Source organism: Fructobacillus sp. EFB-N1 (genome assembly GCF_001038455.1).
Classification (GTDB): domain Bacteria; phylum Bacillota; class Bacilli; order Lactobacillales; family Lactobacillaceae; genus Fructobacillus; species Fructobacillus cardui.
In genome coordinates, this window is the sequence record NZ_LDUY01000010.1 from 1 (window position 1) to 18,441 (window position 18,441).

The window sequence follows — 18,441 nt, forward strand, 5'->3', positions numbered from 1 at the left end:
CACGTGGAACTTTCAAAGTAGAACAAACCATTGAAAAACGTCCTGAAAAAGTGAATGAACGGAAAGAATTTGGGCACTGGGAAGTTGATACTGTTCTCTCTAGTCGAGGTCAAGATCGAACATGTGTGGTTACCTTTTTAGAGCGCCAAAGTCGTGTCTATTGGGCAATCAAGGTACACAATCGAACTAAGGAGGCCATGGCAACTGCCTTTCAACGTTTCATGAACTCGTTTGGCAGCACTGTAAAAAGTATCACTGTTGATCATGGAAAAGAGTTCTCAGGATATCGTGAGTTAAGAGATACGTACAAGATATCGGTATATTTCTGCCATGCGTACTCCCCATGGGAACGAGCCAGTAATGAACTATTCAACCGTAAATTACGATACTTCTTTCCGAAGAAGTCTAACTTTCGAGATGTTGATGAGCAGCGACTTTATGAGGCAATTGAGTTGATCAACAATCGACCCATGAAGTTACATAACTACCAGACGCCACTAGAAGTTTTTCGGGGTTGTTCGAATTAAACTTGTAATCTGCCAAATTAATAAAAATTAAAAAGTGAGAGGGATTTTTTCTTGAAGAAGATTGAAAGCATTATCGTTACAAAAGTGAGTATTTTAAAATAGTAAAAGAAATCGTTTTCTTTTTAAATTTGTCTTTTTATAAAGATGCCTTTATAATAAAATTAAAATAAACGAAAATAAAATAAAGGAATGTAAAAATAATGGATACAAATATCAGGAAAAAGTATACGATTTACCAATCACGCCGCGCTTGGCTGGTTGCATCGAGCGTCTTAGTTTCAGGTGGTTTGACTTTAGTGGATGGTGATCAACAGATTAGTGGTCATGCTGCTCAAGTTCAGAGGACAGAAAATGTTCGAGCTAATGACGGCCAATTGTCTGCCAGGATGAACCTCGACCAGGCTGATTTTGGTATTGATGTCGACATCGAGGATAACGACAAGAGGGAAAATGAGGCGGATGACGATTTCACTGTTGATAGTCCGCGCCCTGAGCGGCGTCATCAGAGACTTGGAACGGTTGTGGTCGTACCAGAAAATCCAAAGGACAGTGGAGATAAGCAAAAGGGACCGGATAAAGAGGGTTCGCAGCCAAAGCAAGAGCAAGAGCAAAAGCCGGCTGACAAGGGTGGCCAGTCAAAAAATCCGGGAGAAACTGATTTAGCCAGGCAGCCATTGCCTTCGTTGTATGAGCAAACGACTGATGCTTATGAAAAATTAGTCAAGTCCTTGCAGATCAGTGAACCGAATGTAAATGGCAGTGGGGACGCTGTGTTAGACAGTGATCAGCGCCATATCGCTAAACCTGGACAGATGATTTTTGGTGAGCCAGATAAGCCGTTGCTTGGCTTAATCGGCACTAAAAATGATTATTCCAACGTTTCTCAAATGCGCTTAATGGTTGATGAATCATTCACTCAAAAAATAATGGACCAATTTAAAGGGATTCTTGGTGAAAATCAGAAAGGAACAAAAACAAGTTACTTCCCAAGTCAAAATACTCTCGTTTTGGGTGGGGGAATGCCCTTAACAGCAGGTATTTATTCCTCGAATAATGCTCCATTAAATCCAGAAAGTTATTATAAGATGTTCCAGGCAACACTGAGTTCCGTTGCTAATGTGTTGAGCATCGGGATGGTTAATGATAAGCTAACGAACAATTATGACCAAGGTCAATACGGAATTTATCTCCGTGTCGCCGTACCGCACGGAGTTGACCCAAATGAATTTGTTAAGACGCTTAACTTAGATAGTACTCGTTTTGCAGCAGAAATGAACTTTAATGTCACACTTGGTATTGACCGACTAATCGAAGCGGTACCAGGCTTGAGTCAAATTTTGTCGCAGGGACTGGGCCTGCCAATTAGTGGTAATGTTGGTTCTCTTGTCGATGCCGTCTTAGGTAGGGTGGTTGATCAGTTAAACCAAAAGTATGGCACTAATTTATCTTTCAAAAATTCAGACAGTCCGTTTTACCCAATCACGATTTATCCAAAAGCAACTAAGGTTAACAATCAGGATGACCCAGCTGCGTTGTACTTGCTGGTTCGTGGAGATGAGTTAAACCGCTATAGCGGTGTAGTGACAGAGGCTAAGATTATACTGACGAAGTTCTTTATGGAGGCGCTGTCTTGGGGCGGGAACATCAAGGGTGGTGCTTATGGCTACTTGAACTTTGATTTAAGCCGATACCAAGGCAATATGAGTAGCCAAGAAATGCAAAAGTATTACAATGCCGATGGTCAGCATCCAGAACGTCTGGCAGATTTGAAGGTTTACGCTGATGATAGCCCATACAAGGTTTTGACTCGGTACCAGTTACCACCGCAGCAATACGGTCAGGCCTTCTTGTCTTTGAACCTGATGGATAGCAATGATATGTTGTCGCGGTCGAGCCATGATTATGGTGAAAATGGAGATTTGGGTCGTGACGTTGTGCTTAAGAGGGCGGACCAAAAGACAGTCCACCCATTACCAGTATCAAAAGTGCCAACGTGGCGGGCTTACATTTCGCTCTTTGACCAAGAAAAAGTCTTGAATACCAAGGAAGTGGCTGGCCATTCTGAAGAATGGGCCGAAGTTGACCACCAAGACAGAGTACTGCCTGGTCAAGATCTGGACCACCGTATTGTGAAATTAGCTAATGGGCAGAATTTTTATGATCAAGCATCGCGCTTTGACCGAGTAATTGACTACTTTGACCACCAAGTATTGCTTGATGGACAGGGTTTTCACCCAAGTCAAAATGTGCGATCCCTCCGCTTGGAACGTTCTGTTGATCCGGCTGGACAAAAGAATAGCCGTGAGGACTTTGCCATCTATAATCGGCCATTTACGGTTTACTATAATGGTGAAATGACGTTAGCAAATGGTCAGGTTGTGCCACTGCGGCCAACAAAGCTAACGGTCTTCCAGGAAAACCAGACCTTGCAATCACCATTGGATAGCCAGCGGCACTCAGCCTTTGCAACCATCGAAAAGCAGGGGGAGTACCTCTTTAGCTTGATTAGGCATTTGCAGCCAAAATTATTGGATCAAATGATTACCAATTATGGCCAACAAATTCAAGCGGTGGTTAGTGAATCAAATCGGAAGTTGGAGGCTAGTCAAACAACGAATGGTATTCGTTTGGTGCAAAAGGAACAACTTGACCAATTGCTGGCCATTCAGAACCAGGCAACGAAAAATCACCAACTAGCACCAGCAATATTAAACGCAAATCGCGATTTAGCTTACCAACAAATCGACCGAGAGGCGCTTAGGACCAAGGTCGCGATTAATAATGCTGCGGAGCTAAGCAAGGAACAAAAGCAAACATTACTCGACCAAGTGGAGGCAACTGCTCAGACTGGGAAGAACGATGTTGGCCTGGCAACAGAGGTAGAATCAGCTCGTCGTGTCTTAGGTGGAGTTATCGAGGGTCTGCGAACAACTTTCTTAGGTAAGGTTGAGAAGGACGAGGCCCAGGTAGCTGTGGCACAGGCTGGGCAAGAAAAGAAGCAGAAATTTGCTAAAATTGCCCATGTTGACCAAGAAAGCTTACACAAACAAGAAAAAGCAGTGGACCATGAGGTTGTCTTTTATCAGAAACGAATCAAGCAAAGCAAAACGGTGGTTGAGTTGGCCCGGGTACTAGCTGATGGCTTACATGCAATCAATGACGTGGCCAATCCTGATTTACAAACCAATTATCAGCCAGTTAAGCTTGATGAAATAAAGGTTGCGGTTGCTGCCTTTGAAGAACGGGGGCGGTCAACTAAAGAACGTTTTCAAAAAATTGCCCATGTAGAGCCAGCAAGCCTGATTGGGCAGGAACAATTGGTGGATGAGGCAGTCAAGCAAGGAGTAGCGGCTATTCGGATTGCCAAAACAAAGCAAGACCTCAGGCAGGCACTTGACCGAGCATTTGCGTTGGTCGAAGGCGTTGCTAAGCCACAGCTCATTAAAGAATTTCAACCAGTTTCGGCCACTGATCGCAAACAGGCGATTGATAGAGTAATGGCTGCCGGTGAACAAAAAAAACAGCAATTCAAGCAAGTCGAACATGTTGAGCCTGATAGTCTCAACCAGCAAGAAGGCCTTGTAAATCAGTTAGTTCAAAAAGCAACTACGGTTCTTCAGCAGGCCAAAACCAACGGCGATTTAAACAGTTCGCTGGTAAAGGTGGTTAAAGATATCAATGCGGTTGCTAATCCAACCCAGTTGATTGCTTATCAGCCAGTTAGTCAACATGATATTGATCGTGCAGTGGCGATTTTGAAGCAAATTGGGCAAGAAAAAAGTGATTCCTTCAATCAAATTATCGGTGTCGATCCGATGAGCTTGGCTAATCAGCAAGCCAAATTGAATCTGATAATTTCTAATGGTATCGAGAAATTAAATCGAGCGGAAACGAACCGTGAATTTGAGAAAAGCTTCCAAAAGACGTCCCAAGCTATTCGTGCTGTTGAAAATCCAACAATTCAAGAAATGTTGAAGGAGCCAACGGTAGATGAAAAGACCCTGTCGATTAAGTTCTTAGAACAAGCTGCCCAAGACCAACGAGACCTTTTCCAAAAGGTTGCACATGCCGACCAACAGAGCTTGGCGCAGCAACTATCAATCTTAGAAAAAGCTCTCAAAGCCGGAACAAAAGCAATTAACCAGGCAAAGACGAAGGGAGAACTAGCCAAGGTCAGCGACCAGGCGCTAATAAAAATCAGGGCAGTAGCGAAGCCAGTAGTAGAATTTGCTTACCAAGAAGCGACCGTTCATGATGTCAATGTGGCCTACGGCAATCTTTTAGATATTCTTTCGGCCAAGCGTAAGCAGTTTGCAGCAATCTTGCACGTTGATCCAATTAGTTTGTCGAAGCAACTCCAACTTTTAGACTTGATTAAAAAATCCACGACTATCGAACTGAATCAATCGATGATTCAAAAAGATATTCAGGTAGCTTACGACAAAGGAGTTCAGGCTATCAATTTGGTAGCAGCGCCAAAAATTTTAAGCGAATACCAACCGGTCACGGCAGAGGAACGCCACCTGGGTGAACACACCTTGCGAAATGCCGGTGAGGCAAAAAAAGCTGATTTTGCAGCTGTTAGTCATGTCGATCAAGAAAGTTTACGGGCTCAGCAATCAGTTGTTGACTCAGTCCTAGCAACCGGATTGCAGGAATTGCAAAAAGCAAAAGCTGCTGGTGCCTTTCGCAATGCTGTGGCCGACAACCTTGATCGTATTCAACGAATCGAAGCGCCTTCAATTCAAAAGGATTATCAGCCGGTAACCGATATGGACCGTTACTTAGCACGGCAGGCAATTAACCATGCTGGTGAGGCCAAAAAGCAAGCCATTCTTGCTGTCGAACATGGCGAGAAAAAGAGCATCCAGCAGCAAGTTAAAGCGGTTCAGCAAGCGATTACACAGGCACAGCAGGGTGTTGCCCAAGCAGCAGTTCAAGGTGAATTAAAGCGGGCTGTTCAAGCTGGCTTTGATTCGATTGCTAAAATTGTCGGACCAACACTGGAAGTCGATTACCAACCAATCACCAAGGCTGATCAAAATCAGGCACTTGTGACCTTGAATCAAGCAGCAAATGATAAAAAAGCCACTTTTGCCACCATTGATCATGTTGATTCGGTTAGTCTGTCCTTACAGTCAGGTTTGATTGAGAAAACCCGAGTGAATGGACAGCAGCTGCTATTGGCTGCCAAAATCAAGAAAGACCTTCGCCAAAGTTTGGCGGATGCATTAACGCAAATTGACCAGGTGGCTGATCCAATCAAGGAAATTGGTTATCGTCAAGTCGAGGCGAACAATCAAGCAGATGCCAAGGAGCAGTTGAAGGCAGCCAGTGAGGCTCAAAAACAAAAGTTCGCGTCTTTGGTAGGTGTTGATCCCGAAAGCTTGGCCAAGCAACAGCTTTTAGTTGACCAAGCAGCAGATACTGCAAGTCAGGCTGTTGACCAGGCACAAACAGACGGGGAGCTAGTCACTGCTTGTCAACAGGGCCTGACAGCGATTCGTCAAATTGCAGCACCTGTTATTTTGGAAGAACTGAAGCCAGCAACGATAGCTGATAAGAAAGTAGCTAAGGATCGTCTTAGTCAGGTCGTTGCAAAACGTGAGGAATCTTTCCGGCAAATCAGTCATGTGGATCAGGCTAGTTTGGCTCAGCAATTACAGTTATTGAACCAAGCTCTGGCGCAGGGACAAGAAGCCATTGACCGAACGGCAACTAAAGGGGATTTGAACCAATCTGTCACACAGGCTGAGCAGGCGGTCACTAGTATTAGTCAGCCAAGCATATTGCCTCTTTTCCGGCTGGTCAGTCAGGATGAAAAATCAGCTGTCGATGATCTATTGGCACGGCAGGTTAATCTGAAAAAAGGTCACTTTGATGCAGTTACTCATGCTGACCCAGAGAGCCTCAGCCAACAAAAACAGGCCGTTAATCAAGCGTTGACACAGGCACACGATTTAATTGCCAATGCCAAAACAAAGCAGGATTTGAACCAGGCATTAGTAGCTGGCTTGCAGACTATTCAGGATGTTGTCGAACCGGTCGTTCAAACGCAATTCCGTTCAGTTACCCAGGATGACCGCAACCAGGCGCTGGAAATTCTTAACCAGGCCTTTTTGAAAAAGCAAGAGCATTTTTCCGACATTAAACATGTGGATGATCAAAGTCTAAAGACGCAAGTTGCTGCCCTGAAGGCTGCTCGAAAAACAGCAATCGCGATTCTTTCAGCTGCTGAAAATCAAGGACAGTTGCAAACTGCCTTGCAAGCAGGACTAAGTGGCTTGAACCAAGTGACCGACCCAGAAGTACAGTTGGCTTATCGACCAGTGACTCTCGCTGATAAAATCGGCATCGAAACGATGTTGACTCAGTATGGTCATGCAAAGCAAGAGCAATTTTCTAAGATGACTCATGTTGACTTGGAGAGCCTCAAACAGCAACAGCAACAAATTGATTGGATTCTGAAACAAGCTCAGGAGGCGCTTGCTCAAGTAAAGTTGAATCAAGATTTAACTGCTGTCCAAAAGCAGGCAGTGGCCCAGATTGACTTAGTGGCTGATCCGGTTCTGATTTTTGCTTATCAAGCAGTTACCGACCAAGAGAAAACACAAGCAGAACAACAACTTAGTACCGCCGGCCAGGCAAAGAAGGCGACTTTCTTGGTCATTAATCATGTGGATCAGGCTAGTTTGGAAAATCAGTTGGCCCAGTTGGCATATGTTTTGCAAACCGGCCATCATTCAATTAAAAAAGCAACGGTTCACCATGAACTTGATTCAGCAATTAAGCAAAGCTTAGCTGATGTACAGGCAGTGGCGAAGCCAAGTCTAGCGCCAGAATATCGCCAAGCGACAGCCGACCAGAAGGTAGATGGTCAGCAGACGTTATCGGTGGTTGCTAAAGAAAAGATAGGACGTTTTGAAGCCCTTGATGGTGTCAATCAAGCAAGTCTGTTGGAACAGAAGACACTGTTGACAGGTGTTGTGAAGCACTATTTTGCTTTGATTGATCAGGCAGAAACTATTCATGATGTGCATGAGCTTGTCAATAAGGGCCTGCAAGACATTAACCAAGTTGCACAGCCAAAACAAAATTGGCAGGATCAAGTGGTTAACAAAGAAGAAATGCAAGCTGCTATCCAGGATGTGACGTCAGCGGGTCAAAATCGAATCCAAGACTTTGGAAAAATTACCGGAGTTGACCCTGATGAGCTGGCACAGCAACAGCAAGCCGTGAATAAAGTCGTCAAGGAAGGGCTGGTTACGATTAGTTTGGTCAAGAACCATGGCCAATTAAAGACTGCGGTTATTAAAATTAGGGAAGCCATTCAGGCGGTTCAATCACCGCAAATTCAATGGATTTTCCGACAACCGACTGATGCGGATCGGCAAAAAGCCAAGGGGGAAGTTCAACAAAAGGCGATTGAACAAAAGGAAATTTTCGAAAAAGAACCAGGGGTTGATACTGAATCACTAGCAAAGCAAGAAGCTGCTATTGATCAAATTGTTCAGCGGGCCTATCAAAAACTTGACGAAGCCACAGTGAATGCCAGCCTATTAACCATTGAACAAGAAGCAATAGATGCCATCGAAGCGGTTGGTCAGCCAGATATGATGCGTTCTTTCCAGCCAGTTGATATTGATGAAGCTAACCGTGCTAAGGGTGTGATTCAAACCGCAGGGGATGAACTGAAGCAACGGTTTAATGCGCTTGAAAATGTTGACCCAGTTAGCCTCCACCAACAAGTGGAACGGATTGATCAGTTAATGGCAGCTGCAAATAAACGGATTAATGATGCCAATACGAATGCCGATGTTGACCAGGTTCAAGCAGAGACTTTGGATGATTTTGCCATGGTTCCAGAACCAAGTACTTTGACGCCTAAGCGCGAAGAACGGACACAAGCACATCGGGCAATCGACTGGGCTGGTGCTAAGAAACAAGCGGAAATTGATCAGGTATCAAATCCTGATTTGTCAATCTATCAAGCGACTATTAATCAATTACGAGAAGCAATGGACCAAGCGCACCAAGCAGTTGACCAAGCAAAAACTGGTCAAGATCTAACAGAGCAATTAACAAAATTTGTGAAGGCGATTAATACTATTACGTTGCCAGAAGCGAACCAAGAACAGCCTAACCAAGAAGTTATTCAGGCGGCTCAGCAGCAAATTGACTGGGCCGGTGCTAAAAAGCAGGCAGAAATCGAGCAAGTACTAAATCCTGATGTATCAGCATATCAGGCTACTATGAATCAATTACGAGGTGCAATGCTCCAAGCGCACCAAGCAGTTTCTCAAGCAAAGACCAGTCAAGACTTAACGAATCAATTAACAAAATTCTTGAAGACCATTAACATTCTAACAGTACCGGTCGCTAACCAAGCTCAGCCTAGCTATGCTGAAATTCAGACAGCTAACCAACAGGTAAATCAGGCTGTCGAAAAGAAGCGAACAGCGATAGAGGCCGTAAGAAATGCTGACAAGCAGTCTTATGAAACGGCTATTGATCGTTTGCAAAAGGCTTTTGAACAGGCTCATCATGCAATTAGTCATGCAAAGACTTTGCAAATTCTTGATGGGGATGTCAAGACAGCGTTGAAGACAATCGAAGCGATTGCTGAACCAATTGTTACTCCAAGTAATTCAGCTACTTTGCCTGTTAATTCAGCTACTAAGTCTGGTACTGATGACAAGTCAGCTGTTATTCCTACTAATTCAAATACTAAGTCTGGTGTTCAATCATCTACTAGTAATTTAGAGGTGGAAGAGAAAACAGCCGTGCCAGCAAATTCATCTACGCAATCAAATACAGATAAGGAGAAAGCAGTAACACCAGTTACTCCAGCTGTTGCACCGGGGACAGATAGGAAGGAAACGGCGGTCCCAGCTACTCCAGCTGTTGAACCGAAGGCGGATAAGAAGGAGACAGCGGTACCAGTCAATCAAGCCAAAGCATTACACATCGATGACAAGCAAGTGGCCACATCAGTGAAAATTAGTGATAACAAGCTGGCGCAACTTGTAGTCCGGCAAGCTGAAATAACGAAGTCAAATGTAGGAGCACAAGAGTTATTAACCCATTTGTCGGGAAATAGTTCCGCGACAGCAAAGGATAGTCAAATTCAGCAAAAACAGGAAACAACGATTAATCAAAATGGCACTGGTCAGCACCATCAAAATGGTGACAATTCAAATCAAGCCAATTCAATTAGTGCTCTGCCAAAGACGGATTATGGTCATACAAAGAATCAAACATCAGTGAAAACGACTCTCTTGACAGCTTGGTTAGTGGTTCTGACAGGACTGGGTTTGATTAAGAAAAAGTATGATGATATTAATTGATTTTAACTGTTCTTAATAAAAATTAAAAAAATCACGAAGTTAGGTTGCGGTTGTTGTTTTTGAATAAAAAAACTTCTTTAACAGCCTGGCAGAAAAGCTTGATTAGTCACAGATTAATCGGGCTTTTTTGTTTGGAAATGTTCATGCAAAAATTCTTGAAAAAATGTGTTTTTAGAGACTTTATTTCCAAATTCGTTGTGCTATAATTGGTGCTTGATGACATTTGGAAAGGAGTAGCGTACTGATATTAGTGCGCGATATTACGCATATGCCAGCAGTATTTATGCGACGAGCACAGGCTCGTGATGTCTCTGAAATCGTTGCGATTTTGCAGACCGCCAAAGGTTATTTAAAGGAGCAGGGGATTGACCAGTGGCAATCCGATTACCCAAATGAAGCGACAGTCCAAGCTGATTTGGATGCGCAACAGGGTTTTGTCTTAGTTGTTGGTGACGAGGTGGCGGGATACGCTGCTGCCTTTGAAGGGGAAGACCCACTCTACACGGACATCAAAGACGGTAGTTGGGCTGATAGTGGTCACCCACATGACTATGCCTCACTCCATCGGGTAGCGATGTCGGACAAGTTCCGCGGCCAGCGGCTAACGCCACGTTTCTTTACGGCGTTAATTTCATTTTTCTATGCACGGGGTGCACGCGATTTTCGAATCGATACCCATCCAGGGAACATGCCCATGCAAAAGGTGATTGCCAATAATGGTTTTGAAAAGCGTGGTTCAGTTGATATGCTCGAAGCGGACCATATCTCAACCAAGCGTTTTGCCTACCAACTAATTATTAATGATTAAAGAAAAAACCGCTAATCAATTGATTGGCGGTTTTTTCTGAGCTATAATCTTGGCTTAAATTCACTTTTTTAAACTAATAGTGTCCCTAATCTTGTAGGGCCTGCATGGCTAGATGGTGGGGACCCTGATTTTTTCGATCGGATACCCAAGTGTAAAAGGTTAAATCAGGATTAGGTAAGAGGGCTAAAATTAAATCAACTTCCTTTTGGTAGTGCTTGGCATAGCCTTTTTGCATGGAGCTGACTAAGATTTTGGAGTCTGAGACAATCTCGACGAGTTGGCTGGTTTTTAGGATTGCTAATTCTGATTTAATCGCCCAAAGCAAAGCTAAAAATTCGGCTTTGTGGTTATCCTCACAGTCCGCCAAGTGAACTTTTTTTTGGTATTGCTGACCCTCTTGAACGAGAACAAGACCGGCACTGGCATGGTGGCTATCCTTTTGGAAAGCCGCATCGATTGCTAAACGAATCACATTTTTATCCTTTCTTGGACTTTTCTTCAGTTCTAACAATACCAGAATGCACCAGTAAATGGTAAAATAATAGATGTTTAGATACGGAACAAGGAGAACGTTTCATGCGTGTTATTCACGGTTTGTACCAACCGAAGGCGGACTGGTCCAATATTGCTTGGATTATGTGGTTATCTGTTTTAATCATTAGTCCTATTTGGGCTAGTGAGCTTTTCTATAATATTAATTGGTGGTGGACAACCTATACCATTTGTATGATTTTGATTGGTCTGTGGAATTTCTTTGGCCGGAAAATCATGCTTGAAAATCAAACTTTAACGATTAGTAGTGCCTGGATGATGAAGAAGCAAGTGATTGACTTGAATGACTCAGCAGTTAATTGGTTTTTTGACCAAAAGGCACTCATTATTGTCATTGGCGGTCGGCCGCGAGCCTACCACCTTTCGAAGAAAATGGCGCAAGCGCTGAAAGGAATGGCCTAAATGGCTGAAACAACACTGGTCACAATGACAATTGACCAAGAACAGGGGCGGTTAGATGCCGTTCTAGGACAGGCAAAATTACCTTATTCGCGGTCAACACTGGCTAACTGGATTAAAGAAGGATTAGTGTTAGTCAATGACCAAGCAGTGAAACGGTCTTATATGGTCAAAAAGGGTGATATTGTTAGTATTAATTCACCAGCAGTGAAAGAAACGGCACTCGAGGCTGAAAATATTCCCCTTGATGTTGTGTATGAAGATGATGATTTATTGGTTGTGAATAAACCGCAGGGGATGGTTGTCCATCCTGCGCCGGGCCATTCAGGTGGCACATTAGTCAACGCTTTGCTTTATCATGCTCCTCTATCAACGATTAATGGCGAATTCCGTCCTGGAATTGTCCATCGGATTGACCGGGATACTTCCGGTTTGTTGATGGTGGCCAAAAATGACCAAGCCCATCATGCTTTAGCAGCCGAATTAAAGGCTCATAAAACGCAAAGAATTTACTATGCATTGGTAAAGGGCAACTTTGAGGAAAATGAGGGGACCATCGATGCACCAATCGGTCGTCATCCTAAGGACCGCAAGAAACAGGCGGTGGCTGAGGACGGCCGTGAGGCCGTGACTCATTTCAAGGTGGTTGAACGTTTTGCCGGTTATACATTGTTAGAATTAGCATTAGAAACCGGTCGGACGCATCAAATTCGGGTGCATTTGGCTTATATCGGTCACCCGGTCGTTGGTGATAGCGTTTATGGTCATCAGGACAAGATTTTTAATATCAAATTGCCAGGTCAGCTTCTTCACGCAAAAACGCTTGTGCTGACCCAACCAAAGACACAAGAAGAACTTCGCTTTGATTCAGCATTACCACCTCTGTTTGAACAGGTATTGCAGGAATTACGTGAAAACCAGGGTTCATAATTGGTGGAAATCAGTTAGTAATGTCAACAGGCCCGACAGAAAGGACGAAACATGGCAAATAAAGTAGTGTTAGACCAAGATTCGATGCAACGAGCATTGACTCGAATCACTTATGAAATTTTGGAACGGAATAAGGGTGGCCAAAACCTCATTTTGGTAGGAATTAAGACCCGCGGTGAGTATTTGGCCCACCGGATTGCTGACCGTTTGGAACAACTCGAACAGGTTCAAATTCCAGTGATGGCGATTGATGTGACGAACTATCGTGACGACCATCTGGACAGCGGTGATGATTTGGGCTTGGACCCAGCTGAAAAGCTCAACATTGCCAACCAAAACATTGTCTTGGTTGATGACGTGTTGTTTACCGGTCGGACGACCCGGGCCGCCTTGGATGCTTTGATTCAAATTGGTCGGCCTCAGGCGATTGCTTTGGCCGTCTTGGTTGATCGTGGTCACCGTGAATTACCAATTCGAGCAGATTTTGTTGGAAAGAACATTCCAACGGCTCAAAATGAAAAAATTAAGGTCAAAGTCAAGGAATTTGACGGGGAAGACTCGGTTGAAATTGTCCACTAGGACAAGTTAATAAGTCTTACCCTGGAAAAATCAGGACTGGAGGGAATCCGATTTTTTCCGAAAATAGTAGATAATGAGAGAAAAAAGTATGGAACGGCACCTAATTTTAGAGGATGGCACGGTTTTTTCTGGCCAGGGATTTGGCGCACCAGCGACAACCTTTGGCGAGATTATTTTTGACACCGCTACCTCCGGCTATCAAGAAACAATTACAAATCCAATTTATGATGGGCAGATGATTGTCTTTGCGATGCCTGTTGTTGGCGCTGATGGCATCCATGCGGAGGCCTATGAGTCGACTACACCAAAAATTCGTGGTGTGGTTGTTCACGATTTAGCGGAAGTTTCCACTAACCGGCAGCGGCGGATGAACCTGGACCGCTTTTTGCAGCATCATAATATTCCGGGTCTATACGAGGTGGATACGCGCAAGTTAATTCGCCACCTTCGTGAAACGGGTCCTCAAAAGGCGACAATCGTTGATGTTGTCGACGATCACGCAGTTGACCAATTGGTGGCCACCGTGTTGACGAATAAACAGGTTCAAAACACGGCCACTCCGAAGGCCTATGCTAACCCTGGTCATGGTTTTCATATTATCGTGATTGATTTTGGTTTAAAGCACGGGATTCTGCGAGTCCTTGGTGACTATGATGCCAACGTGACGGTTCTGCCGTATACAACAACGGTGGATGAGGTGTTGACCCTGGACCCCGATGGCATTATTTTATCGACTGGTCCCGGTAACCCTGAGGACTTGCCCGATTCGGTTTTGACCTTGATTCGGGTGTTGCAGACGAAGATGCCATTGTTAGGCCTTGGCCTTGGGCACGAGCTATTGGCTTTGGCCAATGGGGCTGAAATTCAAGCCCTGCCGGCTGAGTACCATGGTATGAACCATCCAATCCAAGAAATCATCTCGCAACAGCTTTTTTATGCCCGGCAGGGGCGTGGCTATGTGATTGATGAGGATTCACTAGATGGCAAAAAACTCTTTGTAACCCACCGCGACTTGGTTGATGGCTCAATCCAAGGAATTCGTTTGCGAGACAACCCAGCCTTTTCGGTACAATTCTTTCCGGATGGGGCCCCCGGTCCTCTTGAAGCAAACGGAATCTTTGCGGACTTTTTTGAAACGGTAGCAGATTATGTACAAAAAAATAGTTGAAACGCCGGTTAAAAAAGTACTCTTTATCGGTGGTGGCGAAACAGATTTTGGCCTCCAGGGCGAAAGTGATGCCGCAATTTACCAAGTTTTGCCAATTTTAAATGGTCTTGGTTATACAGTGACAGTTTTGGATGATAATCCCTATTCGTTGGCCCTGGAATCACCGGCAGCCACCGGATTTTTGCGGACTCTGACTGTTCAAAACGTCAAAAAAATTATTAAGTCTCAAAAAGTTGACGGCGTGATGCCACTTTTTGGTGGCGTGCGGGCGTTGCGTTTATGGGATCAGGTTATTTCGGAGTGGCGTGAAGCGGATGGCGTTTTGCCACAAACACTTGGTTTATCGGCTAGTGAGCTGCACGAGGTTAATGATGGGACTTTACTTTTTGACCGAATTGAGGAGATTGGCCTAAGTGTCACCGCCTCGGCCGTGGTGCACAACCAAGAAGAAGCGAACGAAATGTTGCGCGATTTGGAATTGCCTTTGGTCATTCGGGCTCACAACCCAGTTCAGGGAACGACGAGGCAAATTGTTGATCGCTTGGATGATTTTGACCATGTTGTTAATCGGGTCATGGGCCAATCATTAACCAACGAGGTGTTGATTGCCAAGGCGATTAATGGCTTGAAGGAAGTCTCTGTTTTGGTTGTTCGTGACCGTGATGGCAACTGCCTGCAGGTCGGAGCTTCTGAAGATATGGATCCAATTGGCATCCATACGGCTGACTCGCTGTCAGTGGCGCCGGTTTTGACGGTTTCTGATCAAATTTTGCAGCAGATGCGGATTCAGGCCTTTGCGATTGCTGATTTGATTGGCCTCCGTGGTGTTTTACACGTTCAATTTGCCTTTGATGAAAAGACAGGTGAGATTTACGTGATTAAGGTTTCACCATATCTTGATCATCTAGCTAATCGAATGGCTGTGATGACCGGGTATCCAGTAATGTTGGTGGCTGCGCAGTTAGCAATGGGTAAGAAAATTACCGAAGTTTACTTGCCAAATGCCTTTCATGAAAAAACGGCGATTATGGAACCGGTGATGGACCACATTGTCGTCAAGTTGCCCGTTTTCTCTTTCGGCGACTTGGAAGCAATGGGTATTAAAGTTAATCGCCAGTTGAATTCCGTGCAAAAATCAGTTGGTTCCGCTTTGGGATTTGGTCGAACGTTTGTGGAAGCCATGGAAAAGGCTATTCGTTCAGCCCACTTCAATAACCGGTCGTTCTCACCCAAGTATATGGCTGATGTTTCAGATGACGAGCTGATTCAACAGTTGATTCATCCGCAAGATAACCGAGTTTTGCTCTTAATTGAGGCCCTGCGCCGTGGTTATGAAGTCGATGAGCTGGCCGAGTTAACCAATATCGATGAATTTTACTTTTATCAACTGAATCGGCTAATTGAAATTGAGCAGTCGGTTGACCGAGATAACATTGATGCAGATGCACTGCGACAGGCGAAGAAGTTTGGTCTTTCGGATGGTCTGATTGCCCGCTTTTGGCAAACTAATTTTCAAGCAATTCGTACCTTAGCTCGGCAGAATAATATCCAACCGACTTATAAGGCCTTAGAACCGTCGGCTGGTGAATTTCCCGAGCATGCTCGGCAATTCTTTGCAACCTTTGAAGAAGAAAATGAGTCGGAACCAATTTGTGCCCAGTCCGTTTTGATTATTGGTCCAGGGGCCTTTCGCATGGGGGACGGGGCTTCAGCTGGTTATATGACGAGCGTAACACTGTCCGAACTGCATCGACTCGATTATCAAACGATTATTATGAACAACAATGCGGCGGATCCGACCTTATTGCCACATCTGTCAGATAAACAGTATTTGGAGCCCCTTGAAGTTTCGGATGTGATGTCGGTGGTCGATAAAGAACAACCACATGCTATTTTGGTTCCGGGCAACCGTAAGAAATTGATTGAAGCGTTGCAGGAAATGGGTCAACACGTGATTGTTTTCCCAAAAGAAAAGCACCATCCGAGCGGACCCGAAAAACATCAATCAGAGTTTAGCTTGAACTTCTTCTATGATGGCGAAGAGAAGCACCCACTGGTCGTCACCCAGCACCGCCCTGGTGAAGTTCGTATTCTCGACCAAGCAATCGACCCAGCTCTTTTGGATGATTTGACGTTGGCCAGTCCAGGCCTGTATCAAATTATCTGGCGTGTCGATTTGGACGCCTGGGTCAGTAAGATTCCTTTGCCTGATTTACGCGTGGATACTTGGCTGCGGCCAATGCCATATGGACACATTGCTTACCTAACTAAGGTTTTGGACATTCCGTTGGGCCGGATGATTGTGCGAGCTTGGGTTGGTCAGCTAAATGAGGCTGACCGCCAATACCTAGCCGCTATTAAAGGTCAGCACGAAACGGCTAAATTAGCGATGGTAGCGAAAAATACAGACTTTGATTTACACTTGCAGCCTGATAAAGCCATTGATTTGACTCGCTTTGAAATGGGGGCCAAGGTGGTACCGTACGAAAGCGAGAATAGCGATGGGCAAGAGTAATCAATATCCAACTGAAATTTTATATGGGGTAATGGTCAGTGAAGGGAAGTCCGGCGACTATAAGGTCAAGGACGGCCAAAAGCTGCACCCCTGGCGAATTGGTAAACACACCAAGGGCAAGGTTGTTGGTCCTGGACAAATCTTTTTGACCGAACAAAATCAGAAGGTCGTGTTAATCAAAACGGCACCGTTACCCTTTAAGAACCGCCACCACTATCAGCCGATGGGGCGGTTTACTAGTGAGACGATGGTTGTTCCAGCTGATTTTCAAGAATAAAATGAAGAACAATCAAAAGGCTGCTGAATCAAAAACGATTCGGCAGCCTTTTTTGCTGGTTGAAAAATTTAATTTAAGTCGTATTTACGATTGACGTTAAAGAAGAAGAGCAAGCCGTTAATTGCGATGATGCCGGCTGAAACAATAAAGATAGCACGATAGTCAAAGACATTGGCGATAGCAGCTCCTAACATGGGGCCCATCACGGATCCGACCGCTTGGAAGGATTGATTATAGGAGAAGACCCGAGAAACCATGCCGGCCGGTGAGTTCTTGGTTAACAGGGTTTGAATAGCTGGCAACATGGTCGAATCCGAAATTCCAACCGCAAAACGTAAGAGAATCAATGTGACGACGGAAGTAACAAAAGCTGTTGGGACAAAGGCAAAGACGGCCATGACGAATCCAGCTTGAATCAGGTACTTGGTACCAATTTTATCACCCAAGCGACCAAAGACTGGCGCAAAAATCACCGTTGCCAAACCAGGCATGGCGGCCACAATCCCAGCAATGAAGGTCACGCTACCATGGTTGTGCAAGACTTCGCGGACGAAAAGGGAGACGATTGGGTTAATCGACATATTGACGGTTTGAATCAACATGGTGGTCAAGAAGAGTGAGACCATCAGTGATTTCTTTGGCAGTGTCTTCCAAGTCACCTTAGCGACAGGATTTTCTTCCTTACCCGCAGCAACTGGTCGTTCCTCGACCAAGAACCAAATAAAGAAGAAAACGATTAGAAGGATTAAACCAGTAATATGGAAGAGTGTTTGGTAAGAAACGACTGCAGCCATGGCGCCACCGAAGAGTGGGCCGATTAACTGGCCACCTGTAAAGCCGGTTACGATAATGCCCAATGAGCGACCCACTTTTTCCTTGGGCGTCTGGGTGGCAATAAGGGCATTGGCATTGGAAACGAAGCCACCTAAGGCACCTTGTAAAGCCCGTAAGGCCAGTAGTTCAAAGACGTTTTGGGCAAAGCCCATCAAAAAGAGGGAAATTGCCAACCCAAGGGCGGCGCGCATCATCATTAATTTGCGACCTTTTTTATCAGCCACCTTTCCCCAAATGGGTGAGACGACAGCGGTCACTAAAAAGTTGATGGCGAAAGCCACACCGGAATAAAAGGTTAATTCCGATTTGGAAAAGCGGCCCAACGTATCGATGTACAGGGGCATAAATGGCAAGATTTCAGAAAAGGCGACACCAGTCATAAAGACGGCGAGCCAAACAATCCAAACGTTTCGTTGCCAGTTAATCGCTCGATCAGGTGTTTCTCGATCAGGTTCAGTCATAAATTACCTCCTTGACTGCGAAAATTGATAATCTGCTAATCTAG

Annotated in this window: 11 protein-coding genes; 9 read left to right on the plus strand and 2 right to left on the minus strand. The window is 44.8% G+C overall.

The window, feature by feature from the left end; genetic code table 11:
• The 3 genes from FEFB_RS03240 to FEFB_RS03250 all read left to right on the plus strand — a co-directional run.
• A partial coding sequence (locus FEFB_RS03240) for an IS30 family transposase (RefSeq protein WP_047974818.1) occupies window positions 1-527 on the plus strand: 527 nt, incomplete at its 5' end.
• A 200-nt stretch (window positions 528-727) separates the two neighbouring features.
• A complete protein-coding gene (locus tag FEFB_RS03245; protein ID WP_047974819.1) occupies window positions 728-9,874 on the plus strand; it encodes a DUF1542 domain-containing protein in 9,147 nt (3,048 codons plus the stop codon).
• Between the two features lie 283 nt (window positions 9,875-10,157).
• Window positions 10,158-10,682, plus strand: a complete 525-nt coding sequence (locus FEFB_RS03250; protein ID WP_181014001.1) for a GNAT family N-acetyltransferase — start codon at window positions 10,158-10,160, stop codon at window positions 10,680-10,682.
• Window positions 10,683-10,767: 85 nt separating this feature from the next.
• On the opposite strand, the gene FEFB_RS03255 is transcribed toward FEFB_RS03250, so the two are convergent.
• Window positions 10,768-11,154, minus strand: coding sequence for an RNase H family protein (locus FEFB_RS03255; protein WP_047974821.1), 387 nt, complete (start codon window positions 11,152-11,154; stop codon window positions 10,768-10,770).
• Window positions 11,155-11,258: 104 nt separating this feature from the next.
• Between FEFB_RS03255 and FEFB_RS03260 the strand changes: the two genes are divergently transcribed.
• The 6 genes from FEFB_RS03260 to FEFB_RS03285 all read left to right on the plus strand — a co-directional run bounded on the left by FEFB_RS03260 (window position 11,259) and on the right by FEFB_RS03285 (window position 17,102).
• Window positions 11,259-11,636, plus strand: a complete 378-nt coding sequence (locus FEFB_RS03260; RefSeq protein ID WP_047974822.1) for an EbsA family protein — start codon at window positions 11,259-11,261, stop codon at window positions 11,634-11,636.
• Window positions 11,637-12,563: an RluA family pseudouridine synthase gene (locus FEFB_RS03265; protein ID WP_082131901.1), complete on the plus strand. Its 927-nt coding sequence runs from the start codon at window positions 11,637-11,639 to the stop codon at window positions 12,561-12,563. It begins immediately after the preceding gene.
• A 51-nt stretch (window positions 12,564-12,614) separates the two neighbouring features.
• Window positions 12,615-13,142 (plus strand): bifunctional pyr operon transcriptional regulator/uracil phosphoribosyltransferase PyrR, encoded by a 528-nt coding sequence (pyrR, locus tag FEFB_RS03270; RefSeq protein ID WP_047974823.1) that lies wholly within the window; start codon window positions 12,615-12,617, stop codon window positions 13,140-13,142.
• A gap of 88 nt (window positions 13,143-13,230) precedes the next feature.
• The gene (locus tag FEFB_RS03275) at window positions 13,231-14,310 is read left to right on the plus strand and encodes a carbamoyl phosphate synthase small subunit (RefSeq protein WP_047974824.1); all 1,080 of its coding nucleotides are present in this window, start codon (window positions 13,231-13,233) and stop codon (window positions 14,308-14,310) included.
• The gene (locus FEFB_RS03280; RefSeq protein WP_047974825.1) at window positions 14,291-16,825 is read left to right on the plus strand and encodes an ATP-grasp domain-containing protein; all 2,535 of its coding nucleotides are present in this window, start codon (window positions 14,291-14,293) and stop codon (window positions 16,823-16,825) included. The genes FEFB_RS03275 and FEFB_RS03280 overlap by 20 nt, the downstream gene beginning before the upstream one ends.
• Window positions 16,812-17,102, plus strand: a complete 291-nt coding sequence (locus FEFB_RS03285; RefSeq protein ID WP_047974826.1) for a hypothetical protein — start codon at window positions 16,812-16,814, stop codon at window positions 17,100-17,102. The genes FEFB_RS03280 and FEFB_RS03285 overlap by 14 nt, the downstream gene beginning before the upstream one ends.
• A gap of 68 nt (window positions 17,103-17,170) precedes the next feature.
• Here FEFB_RS03285 and FEFB_RS03290 read toward each other — a convergent pair whose 3' ends face one another.
• Window positions 17,171-18,397 carry an MFS transporter gene (locus FEFB_RS03290; protein ID WP_047974827.1) on the minus strand — a complete coding sequence of 409 codons (1,227 nt, stop codon included), beginning with the start codon at window positions 18,395-18,397 and terminating at the stop codon, window positions 17,171-17,173.
• Between the last annotated feature and the right edge of the window lie 44 nt (window positions 18,398-18,441).

Coding starts and splice junctions, on each gene's coding strand:
- FEFB_RS03265 (WP_082131901.1), top strand. CDS start 11,637: ATGGCTGAAACAACACTGGTCACAATGACAATTGACCAAGAACAGGGG.
- FEFB_RS03245 (WP_047974819.1), top strand. CDS start 728: ATGGATACAAATATCAGGAAAAAGTATACGATTTACCAATCACGCCGC.
- FEFB_RS03280 (WP_047974825.1), top strand. CDS start 14,291: ATGTACAAAAAAATAGTTGAAACGCCGGTTAAAAAAGTACTCTTTATC.
- pyrR (WP_047974823.1), top strand. CDS start 12,615: ATGGCAAATAAAGTAGTGTTAGACCAAGATTCGATGCAACGAGCATTG.
- FEFB_RS03285 (WP_047974826.1), top strand. CDS start 16,812: ATGGGCAAGAGTAATCAATATCCAACTGAAATTTTATATGGGGTAATG.
- FEFB_RS03260 (WP_047974822.1), top strand. CDS start 11,259: ATGCGTGTTATTCACGGTTTGTACCAACCGAAGGCGGACTGGTCCAAT.
- FEFB_RS03290 (WP_047974827.1), bottom strand. CDS start 18,397: ATGACTGAACCTGATCGAGAAACACCTGATCGAGCGATTAACTGGCAA.
- FEFB_RS03275 (WP_047974824.1), top strand. CDS start 13,231: ATGGAACGGCACCTAATTTTAGAGGATGGCACGGTTTTTTCTGGCCAG.
- FEFB_RS03250 (WP_181014001.1), top strand. CDS start 10,158: ATGCGACGAGCACAGGCTCGTGATGTCTCTGAAATCGTTGCGATTTTG.